Below are 19349 nucleotides of genomic sequence, written 5' to 3'. Positions count from 1 at the left end.
AAAGCTCGTTCTTCTGGCGGGTGATGAGGGGCATCTGCATCTTCTCGTGCTGGCTCTGAAGTGCCAAAAGTACCCATAGATTCATCTGGAGTGCCTGCACCTAACGCTAATTTTAGTGGAGCCCGGGGATTGTTCCACTCACTATGACGCGCCCTAACGCCTACTATTCCGAGAGTAGCCATGGTGACTGCCGTGTCAGCTACTGATTGTAAGCGCGTAAGAGCTTCACGCACCAAGCAATCGAACGAAGTGCCAGGCTGAGAATTGGGGCTATACACTGCTCTTACATAATGAATTTTCTTATAGGCTGGTCGACGTGCCATGAAACGTTCCCTGGATTTTTTGATTTGAACCACACTTACATAACGGCAGCTACTTCGTCTATATCAAGCTAAATCAAAATCTAACGCGGGTCTAACGCGCCTTGCGGGGAAAAGTCGGGCCAACGTAGCGGTTATTGGCTTAGCGGCGCTCACAGAGCCGCGTTGGTTATTCGCCTAATGGCTCGCCCATATAGTCGAGCAGGGTCTCTATCGCGTTCTCTTCATCGTCACTTGAGAAACCTAGCCAAGAGCGTTCCGGTATGCCTCGCTCATCATCGCCGAAGTGGTGGGTGGCCCCATATTTTCGATCGGTGCCGAATTCGAGGTAATCGGGCCCAGCATCGTAGCGCAGCGTGTCTCGCAAGTGGCCGTTGAGTACTAGAATCTCATCCTGTCGCTTCGGCTTTCGCTTGCGGTACCCTTCCGAGAGAGGCTCCCACGGGTCGCCACTGGGCGAGACCTGCTCATCAAAGCGGTCGCGGGTTGCGCGGTCCAGGTCTTCGCCAATCGCGGCCATGGCGGGCTGGGCGTCGCGGCCTCGCTGGTTGAGCTCGCCCAGGGCGCGCATAACCCGCTCATCGTCAATGCGAAAGTCGATTTTGATGCCTGCCATTAGTCTGTCTCCTCACTACCACGACGATACAGGCGAACCCCACTCCGTAAGGCTTCCTGCTCGGCGGCATCGTCCAGGCGTTGGCCTGACCAGCCATCGCGGCCCCAATCGACCATGAACAATCCTTCCTCGCCGCCTTCCAGCGCGAAGCGCGCCAGGTAACGCCTCCGCAGGCGCGGCCGCTCGCCTTCGATGGTTTTCAGGGCCGTCCAGATTTCATCCGGCTCGCGTAGTGTGCGGGCCAACGCGCCAAGGTGCTGGCCATCATCTGGCAACGACCAGCCACCGCGACCGTCGCGGAATAGGTCCTCGCTGATCGGCAGCGACTCGCCCACAGCATCGGTAAAGCGCCGCGTGTCACCCCCGCGCCGGGTGCCAAAGGCTTCCAGGAACGCATCGACGTATTGCTCGGGCGGCTGGCCTTCCTCCAGCAGTTCGGCTGTTTCCTCTGGATAATCGGGCATGTCGTCCTGTGCCTGGCGTGCGGGCGAAACGGTGCCGGAACGCGCAGCGGGTTGGCCGGTGGGCTTGGGCGTGATGCTTCTTGCGCGGCCGCTGCCAGGCCGGTGGTCAAAGCCGGGGTCGATGCCTTTGGGGACGCTCACCGTGCGCGGGTTGGGGCCGTTCTCGCCAATGGTGCGCTCGACATACTCGATGTCGGGGCCTTGCTCGGACACCGTGTAGCCTTCGCGCTCCGCCTGGCGGCGGCTGATCATGAACTTTTTGCAGCTACAGCCGTAGCCGTTTTGTGGCGTCCAGACATCCCACCAGGGGTCATCCAGCGGCACAACGCGGCCATCGTTGGCCAGGTGCGCTGAACGCGGGTTCTCGCTGCCGCCGTGGCGGTAAAGCCCAAACGGCCGAAGGCGTCGCAGCTCCGGGTCTTCCATCTGGCGTTCACGCCCGGCGGCGTAGCTTTGGCGCAGGTTGGTGTCGTAGATAACGCGGGTGCGCCAGCTTCGGCTGCCCTTGTAGGCCCAGCCGTGGCGCTCGACGATCTGGTCGAAGTCCTTACGGAAGTCGGCCAGCGTCTTGCCTTCCTCAATCATCGTTTGGATGGAGCGCTGGAAGTCTTCAACGATGGCCTGGCGGCTAGCACCGGCGACCATGAACGCCTGGTCATTCTCTGCGCCGTACACATCCGACCAGGTGTTGGTAGGGATGGCCACCTTTTCGCGCATGGCCTCAATCTGTTCGGCAAACGGCAGCGAGCCAAACTCGGCGGCAGGCATTAGACCCCCTCGATAATGTCGTAGCGACCAGCGACGTGGGCAGCGGCCAGCGCTTCGGTCATCACCTCGGCGAAGTCTTCAACCGGCAGGTCGGGGGCCAGCTCGACCAGGCGGTCGCGCAGTTCATCCAGGCTTTCGACTTCATCGACTAATGCGCGGATATGCTCCACCCAGGGTTCAAGGGCGGCGTCGCCTTCACGCTGTAGGCGCTCCCGCTGTAAGTCGGCTGCATCGGGTTCGTCGCTATCGCCCAAGCGTAGCGCCGCAATGCGCTTGTGGGGTGCAGACTGTGCCAAACGCAGCGCACCAAAGGGGCTTGGCGCTGCCTTTGGCATTAGCACCTCTTCGCCTTCGGCGGCTTTGGGGATGCCGCTTTTCTCGTGGAACCACCACATGGGGATGCGAGCGCCCATGTCGACGATGGTCGGTAAACTCTTGGAGAGGCGTTCCAGGTCTTCGGTCTCGCCGGTGTCAAGGTAGAAGCGCGGGGCGCGGCTGGGCTTTTCGATACCGAAGTTGAGCGCCGCCATGGGCCACAAGATATTCTTGCCGATGCTGCCTGCGTACTGGCGCGCATCCGACTTAATCAGGCTCATTTGCCCACGCTCATGCACGTTGCCCAGGGCGTTGGTGTTGGTGCCTTCGCCGGTACCGCTGGTGAGCGTGCCGCCCAGGATCGCCTTGGCTTTCGCGCGCTCACACCAGTCCATCATGGCTTTGTACACATCGGCGCGGCCGCTAGCGGCTTCCAGGAATTCCAGCGACATACCGTCTGGGATGATGCCCGCCGCGTTTTGACCCAAGCTAACGACGGCCCGCAGCAGTGTGGCTTTCTCTTTATCGGTGGCGTTCTTCGGGTACTTACCGATGCGGGCGGGCATGCCGTAGATTTCCAGCAGTTGCGCCAGGTCGCCCAGGGCGTAGTTTTGAAACAGGTACGGCCAGGCCAGCATGCGGTGCAGGCCCATGCGTGCCACATAGCCCGCCTTGGCGCGGTGGCGGTGCTGAATCCAGCCCAGTGGCCACAGCTCGGCACCGGTGGCGCTCATGTCGCGCAGGGTAATGCAGTTCTGGTCATCCGGGTGCAGGCGGAACCATGAATGCGGGCGCAGCGTCGGCTGCTCGATATAGCGCATCGCGCCATCGCGACCCCAGGCAAGCTCCAGGTTGGCCCAGCCGTGGCCGATGCCGGTGCCCAAGTCCAGGATGAGGTCTTCCACCTCGATACCGCTGAACACTTCCGCCGCCTGCTCGGCGGCTTTCTTCTCGCGTGCGTCTGCGCCGTCCGGCGGGACGATCTGCCATTCACGCTCTGCACTTAACTGGCGGCGCTTACCGAGGTCGGCTCCTATCTGCGGGTCTTTCTCTTCCATGTCGTCGAAGAGTTCAGACTGCGCTTTCAGGTCGCCTTGCTCGGCGCTTTCCAGTATCTGGTAGAGCTTGTGGGGGTTTAGCCCCTTGGTGGGGTGCTCGGCAAATTCGCGCTTGAGCTGGCCAACGCGGGCATCGTTGGTTTGTTCGTCGTCCAGCGCCTGACTGCTTTCATTCCCAAACAGTTTTTTGATGAGTGCTTTGGGGCTTACCATGCGCCGCCTCCTATACCGAATCCGGTGTGTTCAATGTCGTCGCTGTCGTCATCCTGGCGGGAAACACCAGGCAGGGGCGCGGGGGTGAAGTCGATCTCAACGGCTTCCATCTCGGCGGCATGATCAGCCAGCACACAGGCCATCGCGCCATCACCGTGGCGCTCGCCGCTGGTTTTGCCTTCCGGCAAGCGGGCAACGCCGCGTACCAACTTGAAGGCGCGGTGGTCGTCGACTAGGCCATCATCTTTTGGAATGGTGATGGTGCCGTCTTCAAAGCGAGCCTTATAGCGGGGCATCCGCTCCCGGTACCAGTTTTCGGTGGCCATGACCTGGTCGACGATAGACCCCCATTTATCGGTAGCTGATTCGCCCATGTAAGCGCCGTTGCCTCGGCTGTCGATGGCAACACCGCATAGACGCGGCAGCGCATCCCCAATAGCAAACAGCACTTGCTCCTGTTGCTTGAACGGCACGTTGTGCATCTCCATCAGGAAGGGCACGGTGCGGTGCAGGGTCTCGCCGATCTCTATAGGGGCGATGACGGAAAGGTCGCCACTGCGTGCAAAGTCTTGGCCCAGGGCGTGCTGGCGGCGCGGGTTAAGGGTGGCAAGCACCGGCTTGAGGTTGTCGCTGATCCAGTCAGCCATTACTGCCGCACGCATGGGCTCCGGCATGGCGTTAAAATCCCGCGTGCCGTTGAAGCGCAGCACTGGGGCGGTTGCCATACAGGCTTCAATCATCACCCTTGTTAGATAGGTGCCGCCGCCCTGGGCGGGGATGCAAAATAGTTCTTCGTCTTCGTTGGGCTTGTAGCGGTTGATCAGTTGCTGACGCCATTGGGCTTCGCCTGCGCGTGTCCACGTTACCCCTGTGACTTTACAGATACGCTTGTAGAAGCCATCGGCTAACGCTTCATCCAGGTCGACGCGGTGCAGGCTGTAGTCGTACTTGCCCGCACGAATGTCATTGACCAGTTCGTTGAACGGGTTTTCATCACCGTTGTGGGTGCTGATGATGCGGATCTGGCCGCCCCAGATGGTCATGGCCATCGCGGCTTTTAACAGCTCGTCGATGTCATCCACGAAAGCCGCTTCGTCAATCACCAGGCGTTCGCCGGGCCGACCCTTGCTGCGCAGGTTCCGGGGGTTGGAGGTGAACGCCTGGATCTGGTGGCCACTGTCGAACTTGATCGTATAGGTGAGGACTTGCTTATCGTCGGCCTCGATCACCGACTCCTCGATCTGGCTGGCAGCGGCCTGGTAAGCCTTGGCCCAACCGGCGCAATCCTGGATAAACCCCTGGGTCATCTCTTTGTTGTAGGAAATGTAATAGACGTTCGCGCCTGCACTGGAGGCGGCATACAGCACATCGTCCGCCGCTTCACCGTAAGAGAGGCCGATACGCCGCGACTTCTCAATCACCTTGACGGCGGAAGTGTCGTTTACCCAACGCTGCTGGTAGGGCAGCAGTACGCTTTGATCGATAGCTGCACTCACGACATGCCCTCAAGGATCGCGGCGCGAAGTGCTGCTGCGCCTTCATTGGTCAGCCCCTGGGCGCGGCCTGCTGTCTCAGCCTTCTCCGCTGCCTCTTTGGCCACTTCCACCCGTAGCTCTTTGGCCCATTTCTTTTGGCTAAGCGAGACGCGGCCGATGTCTGCCAGCGCCTTGGTCACACTGCCCAATTGCTTAGCCGCTTTGGCCGGGTCTTCCTCGGCCTTGCGCATGGCGATGGAAATACGCAGCAGCTGGTCTTGCACGATGCGTGCGGTGGCGTCGATAAGATGGCCGCTTTCGTCTTCGCCTTCACTGGCCATGGCGCGGGCTAGCTCGGTGGTTTTACGCACGTCGCCCATGGCCTCTTCAAACTCCTCCTGGAGATCCTGGCCATACCGATGCACGCTGGATTTGGAAACGTTATAACCGCGCTCGCTGAGCCACCCGGCTAACGCTTCGTAGCCCTGGAAGCCGCTGCTCACGAGCTTCTCGTTTAGCGCTTCACGCACTTCGGGCGGTAGGTCAAACACCTTATTGCGAGGCGGCATGATTAAACCCCTGGGCGCGGTTTGGCGACGCCGGGTACGTTGGCCAGGCCTTCAGCGCAGTCGGCACCGCGACCGGTCAAGGTGATCAGCCAACCGGCGCGGGGCTGCTGCACAATCACCAGGTCTTGTTCTTCCAGCCACGCCAGATCGCCATGTAGCTTGTCGCGGCTGACGATGTGGGCATACGCGCCTTTCAGCTCATCATTGAGCGAATACTCGTTAGTCGTGAACTGGTTGCGGCGAGCCAGAATGCGCAGGATCGTCAAGCGACGGCCCTCGGTTTCAAAGTCGTGGTAGCTCATCGGTTTTTCTTCTCCGTCAGCAGGTATTCGTGCAGGCGATTGAGCAGCGCCGTGGTGCTCTGCATCTGGGCGTTGACCTGGGCCATGCCACGGTTCATTTCGGAAAGCTCGCCGCGTAACGCCTCGATCTCGCTATAGCCGGGTCGGTTATCCAGCGTTTGTTCTAGGCGTGAGACATGCTTATCCACCTCGTCCAAGCGAGTGTTCACCTGCTCGATGGCGGTGCCCGTGGCACGGTGCTTGTTGGTCCAGTACACGTAGACCGCCACGCCCGCCATAAACAGCGCCTGGACAATATCGAAAAACAGCTTGGCGGCTGCCCAGTTGATTAACTCCATGACGTTCCCTTTGGTTGGTTACCCGCCAACGCGCTTGACGATGGCATCCATAAAGCCCGCCTTGGGCGCTTGGCCTGCTGCCACTTGTTTATCCTGGCTGCGCTTATGCACGTTAATGCCGAGTACGGCCAGGGCTATGCTCCACAAACCTAGAAGCGCTGACAGCACGGCACCCAGCGCACCCACTACGGCGGCCAACTCGCCGGGAGAGCGGAATGCCACCACGCCCAGAATGACGGTGAAGCCGGTCATCTGGATAAACCAGGCGGCAGCGGTAAGGTACCCATACGTAGGCCGCCAGCGCCGTACAAAGGCATCGTTGCTGGCGGCTTCGGCGCGCATGGTCTTGTTCACTTCGCCCAGGCGCACGCTTTCCGCTTCTAGCACCATGCGGGTTAGCGTTTGCTGGTGTTCGTTTTCCAGGTTCTGAAGCTTGGCAGTAGCCTCGGGATCGCGTTCGAGCTTCTGGGTAATCGATTCGGGATTGGCATCGGTGCCTAGCGCTTTAGCAATCATGCCGATGGCGGCTCCAGTGGCCGGGGTGCCGATCAACGAACCAAGCAACGGCGCACCCTTGGAGACCGCGCCACTTAGCGCTTCGGTGTCGATATTGCCGAGTAGACCTTTCAGGCTCATTGCTCACCCGCCCCAGCGGGCAGGGCCGCTTGTGCGTGTATCCACATGGGTGAAGGTGTTGTAGCGGCCAACACTGGCGTCAGGGTGCTGGGTTTCGATGTATTCGGCGACCTCTGCGGGGTCAACGCCCTGCACGCGGATGTCAGCTGCGCGGCCTAACAGGTGCTGGCTGGCAGCAGCACCGCCTACCTTGCGGTTGTAAGCTTCACAGCGGCAGCCGCTGTTGATGGTGACGGGTACGTCAAAATGGGTGCGGATGTCTTCCAGCAGCACCAGGGTTTCAAGGTCGACGGTATCGAAGCCGCAGCCGCATTTACACGCGAACTCGCGGCGTTGGAAGTGGTTGGAAAGATCGTTGCGGGGCATGGGAGAGGCCTCATTGCATGGGTGACGAAAGCACGTTGCAGTGAGGTTCAGGCTAGAGGGGTTGGGCTAGGCGGCGGGAATCAAGCGGTTTAGGAGTTTTGGTGCCCCAGAAAGCAAACAACCCGCCGTGGCGGGTTATGGATTCGTTTTGTATTCAACGCGCTTGGATGATCGATTCGATTTCATCAGCCGTTTTTTTCAGTTGGTCGCGGTCAGGGTTGGCCAGAAAAACTTGCAGCTTATCGAGCACTTGATCCAGTAATTCTGTTTGCTTAGTGCGCTTCAACAACTTCTCTACTTCTGGCTTCCAATGCTCTAAGGTCGCCCACTCTTCCTTCGGCAATGGTGTTCTGTGCTCTGTGTAGGAGATACAGCGCCAGAGGATGCTATGCATACCGTGCACGGTGGCAATATCAAAACGCTTTTCACGGCCGTAAGCAATACGCATTTGGTTATGAATACTCGCTTTCTCATTGCCTTGTTGCCACGTGGACAACATCTCTTGAAAGATGGCTTCGGCTTCTTCCATGCGGCCTGCTTGCTGAAGGTAATTGGGCAGGCGCAGATATCGCTCAATAGGGTAATCGGTTCGAGCTTCCACCATCATTGCATAGGCTTTTTGAAGGCGCTCCACAGCCCCTTCAAAATCTTTTTCATTAATGGCGGCGGTGGCCTCTTTGTGCAGTGAGCTTATGGTTTCATCTTGTGCCGTTGGAGGGCTTACAACCACATTTACATTCATGGCCTTTCTAGGCTGTGTGTCCTTTGGTTTTTTTAAAAGCCATTCATGTATCTTTTTCAACCAGCCCATAGTCAGCCTCCATTTTTATAATCGTAGTTAGCTTAGCCTTTATCACGATCAACGAACAGGTCTGACTGTAAGCGTGCGCGGGCGAGCTTACGCTGCTCAGCGAGGATGCTGTAGATCTGCGCCTCGGTCAGTTCGTAGTCTTCGACCAGTTGAGGGATGTTGTCGCCACGGTGTCGCTCCCATATCTCCCGATCCCGCAGGGCGCGGTCGAGCTGGCGGCCTTGGGGGACGTAAAGACTCCGCCCACCCGCAAACGAACTGATAGCCCGCACGGCGGCAAAGGCTCGGCGGCGGGCTATCTTGGGTTCATCACCGGCGCGAATGTGAGCGCTCTCGATCACGGTAAGCATGTCTGAGAGACCCTGTGGCCACTTCTTGAGGATCTCGGGGTCGAGGTAGTCCAGCGCGTCGTTAGGAATACCAAAGCCCAGATCGAGGTTGTCTGCCTTATGCGAGGTCATCGGGATACCGTCCTTGCCGCTTGGCGTCGATGATCAAACCGGTCATTAGCCGATGGAGCTGGTCATCATCTAGCCAGTCCACCCGCTCAACGTTAAACATGCGTTTTGCCATGCTGTCGGCGTATGCCCAGGGGCGCTGAGCATGGGTCAGCATCGCTTCGATCTTGGCCATTACGTTCTGGCGCGAACGCGGCGTGCGCGGTGCCTTCCGGCCCGCTTTCTTGGCGGGCTTCGGCTCAAAGCCCAGCCGCCGGAACTCATGCATCACACCGCCAACGGTGCGATTTGTGAGATCTTTGGCACTGCTAACACCTGCGGTGCGGGCGAGGATGGCGCGATAGTCTTCATCGCTTAGCCCCAGCTGTGCCTTGGCGATGTGGATTTGTGCCAGCTTGCCTTTGCTGATCATGACGACACCTCATCAGGCTTGATCTCAAGGTCTGGGAAGTTCTTTTTCAGGTGACTGATCAGCGTGCGCGGGCTACCCCAGTAGGGCATAAAGCCAACCACTCGTAGCTGGGTCATGCGGTCGGCTTCCTTCTTTCCGAAAACCTTCTTCAGATCCTTGTACTGTTTCAGCTTCCAAGCGCGGCGCTTCATCGGGCGGAAAAAGCGGCCTTCCGGATGCTGTGGCTCTCCGTCATCGTCAACGTTTGTCCAGACACCTTTCATCCAGCCATCCACAAAGACCTGGATGACTAGCTTTTCTCGGTCGAGGCACTTGCTAAACGTCACCTCATGGCCGCCAGCAAGCACAGTGGCGTTGCCAAAAACGCCAGACAGATGCTCTTCTAGTTGCTTCCATTTATCCATTGCCCACCTCATTGGCTGCTCATCAGTGCTAGGCCACCACGCCCAGCAGACGCCCCGTGTGGGGCGTTTCGCTTATTTGGCCTCGACTTTGAAGCGGTAGAGCACGCCCTTTTCCTTGTCGGTGACACGCGCCTCGATGCGCTCCAGGCGGTGGCGGCCTTCACCGGCTAGCTTGTCGGCGCAGCGGCGGGCGGCTTCCATTGGGCTCCAGCTGCATGTAGCACGCTGGCCGCCGCCGCTGGCGGCATAGCCGCTACCAGACGCGCGGCGAATGCGGATCTCTGTTGGTAGGCTCATGCGGCACCTCGCTGATGCGTGATGTGGTAGCGGTACTGGATGCCCGCCATCGGGTCGGCGTCGCGCAGGTAGTCGTTGACGACGTTAACCTTCGGCCCATACACCTGACGTGCGACTGTTAAGGCCGCTTCGCGGTGCGTGATGCCGGTTGCACGCTTGCCTCGAAGCGTGGCGACAAAGCCGCCTATAGCTGGGCTGACGCGTATCGTTGCTGATTTCATCTCACACCCCCGCGATATCTAGGCTGATGGGACGGTACTGGTCTGTGCTGCCAACCCGCTCATAGATGCGGATGTAGCTCTTGGAGCCGGTGACCTGCACGGCATCGCTAATTGCATCCATCGCCTTCAGCCAACGCTTGTCGTTGATGTCGAAGCGGCGACGAAGTGACAGCACTTCACCAGTGCGGATATTCCCAGCCTGGTCGACCCTGAAGGCGTCTTGAACAATGGCAGCCAATTCAGGCCGAGCATCAGCGGTCCATTCGCGCAGGCATTCGTCAATCAATGCCTTCGCAGCCTGTAAGCGTTCGTCGAACGTGATCCGCTCCTGGATGGCCCGAACCACTTTGTATTTGCCGCAGAAGCTGACCAGCTGGATGTTGCCTTTCTTGCCGCCGATCTGGACGTCGTACTCCTGGGCGGAGGTTTGAACGAAGGCTTCGATCTCGCTGAACACATCGCTTTTGAAATCGCGGAGCTGGTCGCGCAGCTCACAGGCGCGGTCAATAATCGAGAGCACCAGCTCATCGCGAATTTGGTCGATCTCTTTGATCTGCTCTTCGGGCACCAGTCGGCCCTTGGCGTCCATGCGGAAGCCTTCTGGTATTTGCTGGGCGTCGGTTGCTTCGGTATTCATGGGTTACTCCTGTTCGTTTTCGAGCTCTTCGCTGACGCGGTTAAAGGCGTCGATATAACGCTGGCTGTCGGGGCCGTTAAGGCATACCAGCGCACCGCGTACTTGGCCGCTGTTGTCGCTGAGCTGAATGGCCACTTGGCCCGCGTTGATGGCAGCCATGTCGTTAAGCACATCGCATACGGCGGCTTGGCCGATGTCGTCGATGTTGAGCAGGCGAAGCATGGCGTTGGTGGTGGCGCTCATTTCAGGCTCCTTTGCGGGTTTGCTTACGTTCAAAATTGGCGGTGGTGCGCGCATTGCCCCGGTTGTGGCGGTGGTGGTGTAGCGGCTCGACATACGCTCCATTGCGCTGCTGCATACGCGCCACGGCTCGCTCGGCCTGCTCGGTTTCGGTGTGCCAACGATCCAGCAGGTCGCGCCAGTCCCAGTCCCAGTCCGGTACCGAGCTTTCCTGTGCAGCGACTGGCTGCTCGGCTAGGCCGGTATCCCAGCGCTGCCAGATACGCAAAACGGCGGCTTGCTGTGCGGGTAGTAGCGGTTCCGGCTCCAACGCCAGGCGTTCAAACTGCACGGGGTTGGCCAGGTACTGCGCCAGGTTGACGCCGTGGCGGGCCAGCCGCAGCTGCACGAAGCGGTCGGCGTATTGCTCCAGGGTTTCATCGCTGTAGGTGGTCATTGGTCGTCTCCCTTGCTGGCAGCCCCTTTCAACAGCTCCGATAAGCGCTTGGGGGCATTGGCTTGCTCAGTCGTTTTGGCGTTGTGGCGCTGGCCCTTTTGGACATTGGCCACCGTGGATTGGCGGTTGGCCATACGGGCATGTTCGGCCAGCACGTCATCGGTCGAGCGCTCTTGAAACGCGGCAGCGGTGGCACGATTTGCAGGCGGTTTGGCACCGCTGCGCTTGGCTTCTTCTTGCAGCTTTTCCTGTTCACCGGCGTAGCGGTCAGCACAGCGGGCGACGACTTCGTACAGGTAGCCGTGGCCGCTTAGCGGTAAGCCGGTAGGCGGGCTTTCCAGCATCTGGTCGAGGGCCATCACCCACACCTTGAGCGGTGCCTCCCGCGTGATGCCTTTGCGCTCGATCACGCCGCTGGTGATCACGTCTTTCAGCTCGGTCAGCAGGCGGGCGCTTTTTGAACTGGCCAGCGCTCGGCTGGCGGGCCGGAAAAAGCCTAAGTAGCGCACGATGCGGCTACTCAGCAGCGCGGGCATATCCAGTGCCGCCGCTAACGCCTGGTTGTGTTCGCCCTGGGTGACGAAGGCGGCCATGTCGCCGGTCATGCCGCACTCGGGGCAGGTGGCTTTAAGGGTCATTGGTCGCCTCCGTTGACCTGGTTCAGGGCCGTTTGAAGTTCACGCTGTACGTTGCGCACCTGATCGTCGGTCAGGTGCAGTTCGAGCCGGGTTTCTACGGTGACGCCAATGATGTGCAGGGCAACATTGGCAACGCCCGGCTCAGGGTCTGGCAGCGGCATCGCAAAAACGCGGTACAGCTGGGCGTCCTTATCCAGCACATGGAAGCCATCCGGCTGGGGCGGGAAGAGGTTGGTAACGCTCATTGTTCTTCTCCCTGGCGGTCGGGGTTGTGGGGGCAGCGCTGGCAGTGCTGCCACATGCGCATGGCCATGGGGTTATGGGTGGGCGCGGGGCGGGCGCGGTAGTCGCGGCACTGCTCGGCACTGATCTTGATCGCGAGCGCTGGGCAGTCGAGGCCGTCCAGCGCTTCCAACACCTTCTTTTCGATGCTCGCGGTGGAGGGGCTGGGGTAGCGGTTGGCCAGTGCCAACGACACTGCACTGCGCGAGACGCCGATGCGCTCGGCGGTGATCTTGCGGTTGGTGGCGCGTACTTCATCGGCGAGCAGCACGATCCAGCGCGGCACGTCGTCACCCCAGTTGGATATGTCGACGGTGCGGGTACGGCGGATGACGTCTTGTGTGATAGGCGCGTTCATGGCTCACCCCCTTCGGTTTGGGTCACGCGGCTGTACACCACTTCGCCGGTGTTGGGGTCGTAGAGTTGCTTGGTGCGCTGGATCATCGGCGCGCGCGGGCCGGTCCAGCGGCTGGAGACCAGGCGGTAACGCGTCAGCACGCCAGGCCCGCCCGCGCGAATAACGGCGACGTACTCGGCGGCTGCGAGAAAGCGCAGGTATTCATTGGCGGTGGGTTCCGCTATGACGACCTGGGGCGTGGTGGCGGCGTCCGCCAGCTCGCGGGCGGTGCAGTCGCCGATGATTTTGAGCGTGCGCCACATCTGTTCACGGCCCAGCCCACCGGTGGGCGTGGAGCCGTCTTTGCGTACACGCGGGGCTTCCACACCGACGTCTTTAACCAGCTCGTACTGCACCGGCTCGCCGCTTTTGCGGGGCACATCTTTACGGGCGAGGTAGCCGCCTTTTTCGAGGCCGTTCAGGTAGTCGCGCACGCGGCCCTGGCTAACGGCATCGGGCATCAGCAGCGATACATCGACCGTAGTGATGGCCAACCCTTTGGCGTGCATATCGCGCAGGGTTTCCCAGATGGCCTGGCGGTCGATGCGGGGGCCTTGGGCGTTGAGTTGGGGTTTACGTTTTGCCATGCCTGTCTTTGTCATGATCAGCCCCTCCGCGCCGGTGGTTGGCCGGTGTGGATCTCACGCTCGCCCCATTCCCGCAGGCCGACCATCGTCCAGCCGTTGGCGGTAGCCTCAGAGTTGATCTGGTAGAGGTTGACGGCGACGCGGCGCAGGCAGCCTTTAACGCGGTCGTTGACGGTTTCCAGCAGGTCGTCTTCGATCTCAAGCTCTGGGTAGCTTTTGTCGGCCAGTGCCCGGACGTCATCCAGGCTGGCGGCTTGGGCGGGCACCCATTCCAGTACTCGGTTATGCAGGCGTTCCAGGCGGGCCATTGAGGCGGGCACGCGTTCCTCGCCGATCAGGATCAACGTGCCCTGGCTGGCGTTATAGATGTCGGTGAGGACGTTGGCGGCGGCTTTGTCGATCACGTACTGGACGTCATCAATGATCAGCGGACGGCCGGAGCGGGAGAGCTGCTCGGCGATCTGGTCGACCATCTCGCTGAGCGTTTTCATGGGGATGATGCCCATCTCGCGCAGTACGGCGACCACAAAGGCTTTCTTGGTCCAGCTTTCGCGGCACTCGACGTAGTAGGCGCGGTGCAGGTTGGCCGCGTAGGCCGCTGCCAGGCTCTTGCCGTAGCCGCTGGGGCCGTACATCACGACCAGGCCGGGCAGTTCCGGTGGACGGTGGGCGGCGCTGGACACGGCGGCGGCGAGCAGGCCAACGTTGGTCAGTGGTACAATGGCATTGACACTCATAGTGCTTCCTTACTTGGCTTCGGGTGTTGTGGGCCAGGTGGTTACCTGGCCCGCGGATTGCGGACGGGTGGCAGCCCGTCCGTGTCCATTACTTCTGCAATGGCTTTCAAGTCTCTGTTTTCCCGGTAGTGCTCGTACCAGTCACGCGCTTCTTTCGGCACGTCTTCCCCTTGTTGCATCTGCGCATCCAGCTTTTTCCAAAGGCGGTAGCGCGCCATCTTGTCTTGAGGTATCTGGAAGCGCGTGCCTTCATCTGCCAGTTGTTTGGCGTAGGCACGGCCTGCGGCGGCCTGCTTTTCATCTGAGTAGCTGGCAGCGGGGGTAATGGCGCGGATCTCGACATCGCTGCCGGTGATGGTTTTGGCTTTTTGTGCCAGGCGGTTGAGCTGACCTTTTTCGCGTTTCTCGGCGGCGCGCTGGATCATGCTGGCGGGCATGGCGGTGGTGGCGTTGCCGTCCAGTAACGCATTGCCGATGTGTTCGCCTTCCAGGGTGTAGACGCCGACGCTGGCGGTATCGCGGTAGTCCCACGCCACGCGGATCTCTTCGCCGTGGAAGTCGCGCAGCGCGTCCATAAAGTAGGTGCCGCCGTTGATGCGAACCTCGCCACGGTTGGTTTTGCGCACTTCTTGCGGGCGCATGAGCGAGGCGACCACATCACTCGGCGCGGTCAGCGCTTCAAAGCCTTCGGCCTCGGCGTTCTTCCAGGCTTCAATCGGGCTTTGGTGGCGTAACCTGCCGCTGTCCAGGTCGCGAATTTTGGTAAGGCCCGAGTGTGGGCGGTGGTTATAGACGTCCAGGGCGTCGTTGAGCCGGTCGAAGAACTCCTGGAACGTGGGGATCAGGGCAGGCTTGAGGCCTTTCTTGATGTCGCGGCGGCTTAGCTTGTGCGCCCTGGTCGATGCTTCTTTATCCATGTCCGCGCCGATGTAGCTGCTCATGGTCTTGGCGAGCTTGACCAAGGTGCTTTGGTGGGCGCGCTCGATCACGCCGCGTGCCTGGGAGTTGTACGGCAGCGAGTGGGTGATGGTGCCGCCCAGACGATCGACCACTTCATACACTGTGGCGTTATCGAAGCCTGAGCCGTTATCGACGTAAAACAGATTGAACATGCCCGCGCGGCTGACGGCATCGCGTAGCGCATCCAGCGTGGCCAGGGTGGATTCGGCAAGGTTCAAGGCAAAGCCGACGATGCGACGCGTCGCCCAGTCGATGATCAGCGTGACTTCTGGGCGGAACGCTTGGCCGGTGAGCGGGTTGATGACCTCGGCGTCGAAGGTATGGCCATCCGCGACCCACACATCGTTGGGCCAAAGGTCTTTGCTGCTACGGCGTTTGAACGGTTGGAGCGCCTTGATTTCATGCGCGCCCATGCGGCCACGCTCGCGGGCTTCCGGGCTGAGCTTGGCAAGCCAGCGGCGCACCTGGTGGATAGAGGGGTGTGGCGGCGGGGTCTGTTCGACCAGCATTTGATAGGCCGCTTCCACGCTGGGCTTCTGCGGCTTCTGGTAACGCTTGAGAAAATCACCGGCCCAGGGTGGCATGCTCATGTCTGCCTGACGGCGCTTGGGGGCTAGGCCGCGCTCGCCGTGCTTTTTAAAGTCGCTCATCCAGCGCTTGAGGGTGCGCTCGCTAAGGGTGCGTGTCTCCGTTTTACGGTCGTTGGCCAATACCACGCGCTCTTTAAGGTACGGCGTTAGATCGTTTTCCCTCGCGTGGGAGACTAACGTTTCGATAGCGCGCTGCTGGCTAACCATCCGGCTCATGCGCTCGATCTCTCGCACGAAGGCCACGCGGGCGCTCATCACTTGGCGCTGAGCATCGGTCAGCTGCTGCTGGCCTGGGCGCGGGTCTTCGGGAGTTGAGGCTACGGTGCTGGCGGGGGCGGGTTCGGCGTTCTCCGCCTGTGCCAAAAGCAGCGCGTTCTGGGTTTCGATAGGCAGCACGGCAAAGGCGTATTCGTAACCGCCACCGCGACCCATGCGCTTTTGTGCTTCCCAGCTTTGGGTTTTGGCTTTGGCTTTAACGCCCTGGACGGTGCCAGGCATACCTGGCAGCCCGGCCAGTTCTTTGGCGGAATACCAGTTCATTGGTCATCCCCCATTAGCCGCTTGAGTTCCTTCATGTCGCCTTTGAGCTTTTCGAGCATCTGCTGGCGTTTGCCGTACTCGGCGGCCAGCGCTTCACGGCCATAGGCCACGCGTCCACCACGCAGGTGAACGATCCAGTCGGTAAAGACGTGGCTCTGGCAGACTTCTTCCAAAAGTGGAATGCGGTAGAAAGGGATGTTGTGGTCGCAACGACCCGGTGAACTCCAGGCGTCCAACATGTGCTTGGAGACGTCGTCGCCAGAAAGGCGGCTCATTTGTGCCGCGACTTCGTATCGGTCTACGGGGCAGTCTTTAAGCACTACGCCAACAAGCTCGCTCACCTGGCTGGCGTAGTTGCCACTGCCCGGCAAAGGCACCACGGGGGCAGGCACTTCGAAGATGTCTAGCGTTTGGGTATCTTTGACGCGCCTCATGACTAAGCCTCCCGCACCATTTGACGATGCGTAGACGCGTTAGAAACGCTAGTATTGGTGTTGTCGCGCATTGACTTCTGACATAGCTCGGCACGGTTGGGGCGTTCGCGGCACGGGGTGCCGTCATGGTTCCAGCGCTCTGGCCAAATGGCTTGTGGGGTTAAGCCAAGCTTTTTGGCGATAGCGCGTTCCATGCGTGGGTACGGCGTGTACTTGACCAGTTGCACTGCGTTGCCGGTGACGTCGAGCTCGTCGCTTAACTTGCGCAAGCTGGAACCTTGGCTGCGGAGTCGGTACTTCAGCCACTCCCAGCGCTGGATTGGATTGGCAGGAATTTGTTGGTTCATGGCGTCACCTCGGTGGCGTTTTTTTGGGGTGTCTAACCTGTCGTTCCCCATAAACATAACGCTATCCGGTTAGGTGATCAAGTCGAATAGAGGTTTTTAAAGTTCTTTCTGACTAGGTTGTTAGTCGAATATGGTTAAACCGCTCTTATATCAAGGACTTGGCTAAACATGAAAGTTGAAAGCTCAGATGGCTCGACACTTTCAAGTTCTAAGAAAGAACTTGAAAGAGATGAAGCGTTTATAGAGCGCTTGCGTAGCCTCGCTGAATATCACGGGAGCGTGAACGCTTTGGCAAAAGCTGCTGGCGTTTCGCAAAGTGGGCTGCAGCGTTATCTGAATGGAGGTGAGCCTAGTCGAAAAGCGCTTATCGCTATCGCGTTAGCAAGCGATGTCTCCCTGGGCTGGCTTGCTACTGGTGAGGGAGATAAACAAGAGAGTGGCCAGGAAGAAGTTGCAGGCATGGAGGATTACGCCTTTGTGCCGCTGTATGACGCGCAGTGCAGCGCTGGCGATGGAGCATGGAACGAGAACTGTCGGGTGCTAACGCACATCAGCTTCACGCGCTACTCACTGCGCAAGCAGGGCCTAACGCCGGAGCACCTTTCTGCGATCCGCATTGATGGCGACAGCATGGAGCCGATACTGCACAGCGGTGACACCGTGCTGATCGACCACACTCGCACCACGATTGAGGGTGAGGGTATCTATATCCTCCGCCTGGATGGACACCTCTACGCCAAGCGCTTACAGCGCAACTTCGACGGCGTGAGCATCATCAGCACCAACAAGGAATACCGCGAAGTGGTTGTACCGCGTGACCGCTTGCACGAACTGGATATCATCGGGCGGGCCGTGTGGTCGGCGGGGTGGTTGTAAGTAAGTTAAAACAATTAGATAGGAGGTAGAATGGCTTCATTTACAGTGCGCATCGTCTTGAAGGATGGGGATTGGGACGATTACGAGAAGCTGTATGCTCGAATGGAGATGAAGGGTTTCAGCAAAGAGATTGAAGGAAGCAGTGGCCAAGTCTATGAGCTACCTGATGCCGAATATATTTTCGATGGTGCGGCCACGCGAGAAGATGTTTTTGAAAAGGCGAAAGCAGCTGCTGGAGGGGTTGGCCCCAAGTACTCCATTCTTGTAACCGAATCGAAGGGCCGAACATGGTGTGGGCTAGAGAAGGCTTGAGATTCTGTGCCAATTAAATTGCAAAAAAGGCCGCTCCACATTGGAACGGCCTTCTTTTCTATTTGCGCGCCTTTGGCACTGTTGGTGTCTAATCTGCTGGCGCTATATACTGGCTTCGTGCTCGTAACCTTCTGAATCTACTGCGCTAAATTTCGCCGCTCATCCCTGTTTATCCCGCTTTGCTGTATATAGTCCCACATTAGACCGTTGTGCCATATCTCCTGCTAACCCACAGTTGGATCAGCGTGAGCATACCGGCTGGTTACAGTCAGCGATGAATGCCCTAGCAAATCCCTGATACTCGTTAGTGATTCCCCCTTGCTGGCGAGCAATGAAGCGTAACAGTGGCGCATATCGTGAAAACGAACGTCTGGCCTACCAATGGCTTCTCGGGCCTTCTCAAACGCTCCCCTGACTCGATCTCCCGTTGTTGCAAACGGTAAGCTTTCCAGCAGCGGAATTGCTTCTTCGGAAAGCGGAATGACCCTGGGTTTACCGTTTTTCGTCTGGTCTGGCTTGAGCACAATCCGGCCGTTATAAACGTTCTTCGGTTCCAGCGCCATCAGCTCACCTCGCCGCATTCCCGTCAGCATCGCTAGTAGAATCACTTTCCTTTCGATCTCATACCGCTCGGGTACAGCTTCCAGCAGCTCAGCAAGCTCCAGTTCGGAGAGGTAAACGTGGCGCTCATTTTTTGGCGAGGGCTTACGTAGCTTCCCGTCGAGCGGCAAGTCGATCCAGTCCCATTCACGATATGACAGCGACAGCACTCGTTTAACAACCTGAGTCCGGTTGTTAATGGTTGACTGCGCCAACCCATTCTCTTTAAGAGCCTTCTGCATTTTCCGAGTGGCATCCAGTAGTTCCTGGCCAATGATGATGCCTGGGGCATGCTTATCCATCCACCTGGCGACCAGAAGTATGTGCTGCTTCTGGGAACGAACGTCATATTCGCTGACCATCCGCTGCAGCCCCTCTGAGAACGTGTATTTGGGCTTACGGCCCATTACGCCATTGAACTTATCTTCTTGACGCTGAGCCTCTGCCTTTAGTGCGTACTGCCTCGCTTCTCCTTCTGAGCGAAAAGTTCGTTGAGAACGCTTGCCGTTGACCCTGGCTCGGACGATCCAGGTGTCACGGTCTTTTCTCTTTGAAACGGTATATCCCATTCCCGATCCTCCTTTAACTGAGGATCGCGCCTGCATCCTCTAGCGTACTCCGTAACGGCTTCGTGCTCAAAGCGAATGGCTTTGCCAAACTGGATGAACCCGATCTTGTGTTTTTTGCTGTAGA

At 59.1% G+C, this 19349-nt stretch carries 29 protein-coding genes and 1 other RNA gene; 2 read left to right on the top strand and 28 right to left on the bottom strand.

What is annotated here, in order from left to right; genetic code table 11:
• Window positions 1-489 precede the first annotated feature (489 nt).
• From BMX75_RS14680 to BMX75_RS14555, 27 genes are all read right to left on the bottom strand, one after another.
• Window positions 490-936 (bottom strand): phage virion morphogenesis protein, encoded by a 447-nt coding sequence (locus tag BMX75_RS14680; protein ID WP_092829175.1) that lies wholly within the window; start codon window positions 934-936, stop codon window positions 490-492.
• Window positions 936-2168: a PBECR2 nuclease fold domain-containing protein gene (locus BMX75_RS14675; protein WP_092829173.1), complete on the bottom strand. Its 1233-nt coding sequence runs from the start codon at window positions 2166-2168 to the stop codon at window positions 936-938. The genes BMX75_RS14680 and BMX75_RS14675 overlap by 1 nt, the downstream gene beginning before the upstream one ends.
• Window positions 2168-3754, bottom strand: coding sequence for a DUF935 domain-containing protein (locus BMX75_RS14670; protein ID WP_092829171.1), 1587 nt, complete (start codon window positions 3752-3754; stop codon window positions 2168-2170). Before BMX75_RS14670 ends, BMX75_RS14675 begins: the two co-directional genes overlap by 1 nt.
• Window positions 3748-5250, bottom strand: a complete 1503-nt coding sequence (locus BMX75_RS14665) for a terminase large subunit domain-containing protein (RefSeq protein WP_217639883.1) — start codon at window positions 5248-5250, stop codon at window positions 3748-3750. Before BMX75_RS14665 ends, BMX75_RS14670 begins: the two co-directional genes overlap by 7 nt.
• The gene (locus tag BMX75_RS14660) at window positions 5247-5798 is read right to left on the bottom strand and encodes a DUF3486 family protein (protein ID WP_092829169.1); all 552 of its coding nucleotides are present in this window, start codon (window positions 5796-5798) and stop codon (window positions 5247-5249) included. The genes BMX75_RS14665 and BMX75_RS14660 overlap by 4 nt, the downstream gene beginning before the upstream one ends.
• 2 nt (window positions 5799-5800) lie before the next feature.
• Window positions 5801-6100, bottom strand: a complete 300-nt coding sequence (locus BMX75_RS14655; RefSeq protein ID WP_092829167.1) for a VpaChn25_0724 family phage protein — start codon at window positions 6098-6100, stop codon at window positions 5801-5803.
• Complete coding sequence (locus BMX75_RS14650; RefSeq protein ID WP_092829165.1) at window positions 6097-6438, bottom strand: DUF2730 family protein; 342 nt, start codon at window positions 6436-6438, stop codon at window positions 6097-6099. The genes BMX75_RS14655 and BMX75_RS14650 overlap by 4 nt, the downstream gene beginning before the upstream one ends.
• 18 nt (window positions 6439-6456) lie before the next feature.
• Window positions 6457-7074 (bottom strand): 3TM-type holin, encoded by a 618-nt coding sequence (locus tag BMX75_RS14645; RefSeq protein WP_092829163.1) that lies wholly within the window; start codon window positions 7072-7074, stop codon window positions 6457-6459.
• A gap of 3 nt (window positions 7075-7077) precedes the next feature.
• Window positions 7078-7440: a D-Ala-D-Ala carboxypeptidase family metallohydrolase gene (locus tag BMX75_RS14640; RefSeq protein ID WP_092829161.1), complete on the bottom strand. Its 363-nt coding sequence runs from the start codon at window positions 7438-7440 to the stop codon at window positions 7078-7080.
• A gap of 154 nt (window positions 7441-7594) precedes the next feature.
• Window positions 7595-8251: a flagellar export chaperone FliS gene (fliS, locus tag BMX75_RS14635; protein WP_092829159.1), complete on the bottom strand. Its 657-nt coding sequence runs from the start codon at window positions 8249-8251 to the stop codon at window positions 7595-7597.
• Between the two features lie 32 nt (window positions 8252-8283).
• Window positions 8284-8712 carry a Mor transcription activator family protein gene (locus BMX75_RS14630; RefSeq protein ID WP_092829157.1) on the bottom strand — a complete coding sequence of 143 codons (429 nt, stop codon included), beginning with the start codon at window positions 8710-8712 and terminating at the stop codon, window positions 8284-8286.
• The gene (locus tag BMX75_RS14625; protein WP_092829155.1) at window positions 8699-9121 is read right to left on the bottom strand and encodes a gp16 family protein; all 423 of its coding nucleotides are present in this window, start codon (window positions 9119-9121) and stop codon (window positions 8699-8701) included. The genes BMX75_RS14630 and BMX75_RS14625 overlap by 14 nt, the downstream gene beginning before the upstream one ends.
• The gene (locus BMX75_RS14620) at window positions 9118-9525 is read right to left on the bottom strand and encodes a hypothetical protein (protein WP_092829153.1); all 408 of its coding nucleotides are present in this window, start codon (window positions 9523-9525) and stop codon (window positions 9118-9120) included. The genes BMX75_RS14625 and BMX75_RS14620 overlap by 4 nt, the downstream gene beginning before the upstream one ends.
• Before the next feature lie 9 nt (window positions 9526-9534).
• An RNA gene (locus tag BMX75_RS14615) (hammerhead ribozyme type II) lies at window positions 9535-9599 on the bottom strand.
• Window positions 9598-9822: a hypothetical protein gene (locus BMX75_RS17975; protein ID WP_139197171.1), complete on the bottom strand. Its 225-nt coding sequence runs from the start codon at window positions 9820-9822 to the stop codon at window positions 9598-9600. Before BMX75_RS17975 ends, BMX75_RS14615 begins: the two co-directional genes overlap by 2 nt.
• Window positions 9819-10043: a hypothetical protein gene (locus tag BMX75_RS14610; RefSeq protein ID WP_092829151.1), complete on the bottom strand. Its 225-nt coding sequence runs from the start codon at window positions 10041-10043 to the stop codon at window positions 9819-9821. Before BMX75_RS14610 ends, BMX75_RS17975 begins: the two co-directional genes overlap by 4 nt.
• A 1-nt stretch (window position 10044) precedes the next feature.
• Window positions 10045-10680 carry a DUF3164 family protein gene (locus tag BMX75_RS14605; protein ID WP_092829149.1) on the bottom strand — a complete coding sequence of 212 codons (636 nt, stop codon included), beginning with the start codon at window positions 10678-10680 and terminating at the stop codon, window positions 10045-10047.
• Window positions 10681-10683: 3 nt separating this feature from the next.
• Window positions 10684-10923, bottom strand: a complete 240-nt coding sequence (locus BMX75_RS14600) for a hypothetical protein (RefSeq protein WP_092829147.1) — start codon at window positions 10921-10923, stop codon at window positions 10684-10686.
• A 1-nt stretch (window position 10924) separates the two neighbouring features.
• Entirely contained in the window at window positions 10925-11356 is a 432-nt protein-coding gene (locus tag BMX75_RS14595; protein ID WP_092829145.1) for a hypothetical protein, read from the bottom strand.
• On the bottom strand, window positions 11353-11994 hold the full coding sequence (locus BMX75_RS14590) for a hypothetical protein (protein WP_092829143.1): 642 nt from the start codon (window positions 11992-11994) through the stop codon (window positions 11353-11355). Before BMX75_RS14590 ends, BMX75_RS14595 begins: the two co-directional genes overlap by 4 nt.
• A complete protein-coding gene (locus BMX75_RS14585; protein WP_092829141.1) occupies window positions 11991-12239 on the bottom strand; it encodes a hypothetical protein in 249 nt (82 codons plus the stop codon). Before BMX75_RS14585 ends, BMX75_RS14590 begins: the two co-directional genes overlap by 4 nt.
• Window positions 12236-12634: a hypothetical protein gene (locus BMX75_RS14580; protein ID WP_092829139.1), complete on the bottom strand. Its 399-nt coding sequence runs from the start codon at window positions 12632-12634 to the stop codon at window positions 12236-12238. The genes BMX75_RS14585 and BMX75_RS14580 overlap by 4 nt, the downstream gene beginning before the upstream one ends.
• Window positions 12631-13275 (bottom strand): hypothetical protein, encoded by a 645-nt coding sequence (locus BMX75_RS14575; RefSeq protein WP_092829137.1) that lies wholly within the window; start codon window positions 13273-13275, stop codon window positions 12631-12633. Before BMX75_RS14575 ends, BMX75_RS14580 begins: the two co-directional genes overlap by 4 nt.
• Window positions 13276-13277: 2 nt before the next feature.
• On the bottom strand, window positions 13278-13997 hold the full coding sequence (locus BMX75_RS14570; RefSeq protein WP_092829135.1) for an AAA family ATPase: 720 nt from the start codon (window positions 13995-13997) through the stop codon (window positions 13278-13280).
• 41 nt (window positions 13998-14038) lie between these two features.
• Window positions 14039-16087, bottom strand: coding sequence for a DNA-binding protein (locus BMX75_RS14565; protein ID WP_092829133.1), 2049 nt, complete (start codon window positions 16085-16087; stop codon window positions 14039-14041).
• On the bottom strand, window positions 16084-16521 hold the full coding sequence (locus BMX75_RS14560) for a hypothetical protein (protein WP_092829131.1): 438 nt from the start codon (window positions 16519-16521) through the stop codon (window positions 16084-16086). Before BMX75_RS14560 ends, BMX75_RS14565 begins: the two co-directional genes overlap by 4 nt.
• 2 nt (window positions 16522-16523) lie before the next feature.
• Window positions 16524-16868: a helix-turn-helix domain-containing protein gene (locus BMX75_RS14555; protein ID WP_175474751.1), complete on the bottom strand. Its 345-nt coding sequence runs from the start codon at window positions 16866-16868 to the stop codon at window positions 16524-16526.
• A 288-nt stretch (window positions 16869-17156) separates the two neighbouring features.
• Here BMX75_RS14555 and BMX75_RS14550 point away from each other — a divergent pair, with 288 nt between their 5' ends.
• Together BMX75_RS14550 and BMX75_RS14545 are read left to right on the top strand one after the other, a co-directional pair.
• Window positions 17157-17744, top strand: a complete 588-nt coding sequence (locus BMX75_RS14550) for an XRE family transcriptional regulator (protein ID WP_217639882.1) — start codon at window positions 17157-17159, stop codon at window positions 17742-17744.
• A gap of 30 nt (window positions 17745-17774) precedes the next feature.
• Window positions 17775-18056, top strand: a complete 282-nt coding sequence (locus BMX75_RS14545; protein ID WP_092829125.1) for a hypothetical protein — start codon at window positions 17775-17777, stop codon at window positions 18054-18056.
• A gap of 224 nt (window positions 18057-18280) precedes the next feature.
• Here the strand turns inward: BMX75_RS14545 and BMX75_RS14540 are convergent, their stop codons facing one another.
• Window positions 18281-19225: an integrase gene (locus BMX75_RS14540; RefSeq protein ID WP_175474750.1), complete on the bottom strand. Its 945-nt coding sequence runs from the start codon at window positions 19223-19225 to the stop codon at window positions 18281-18283.
• Window positions 19226-19349 lie beyond the last annotated feature (124 nt).

It is taken from the genome of Vreelandella subterranea, from assembly GCF_900111305.1.
Classification (GTDB): domain Bacteria; phylum Pseudomonadota; class Gammaproteobacteria; order Pseudomonadales; family Halomonadaceae; genus Vreelandella; species Vreelandella subterranea.
Note: the sequence above shows the minus strand (reverse complement) of the source record. Positions and strands in the feature narration are given on the sequence as shown.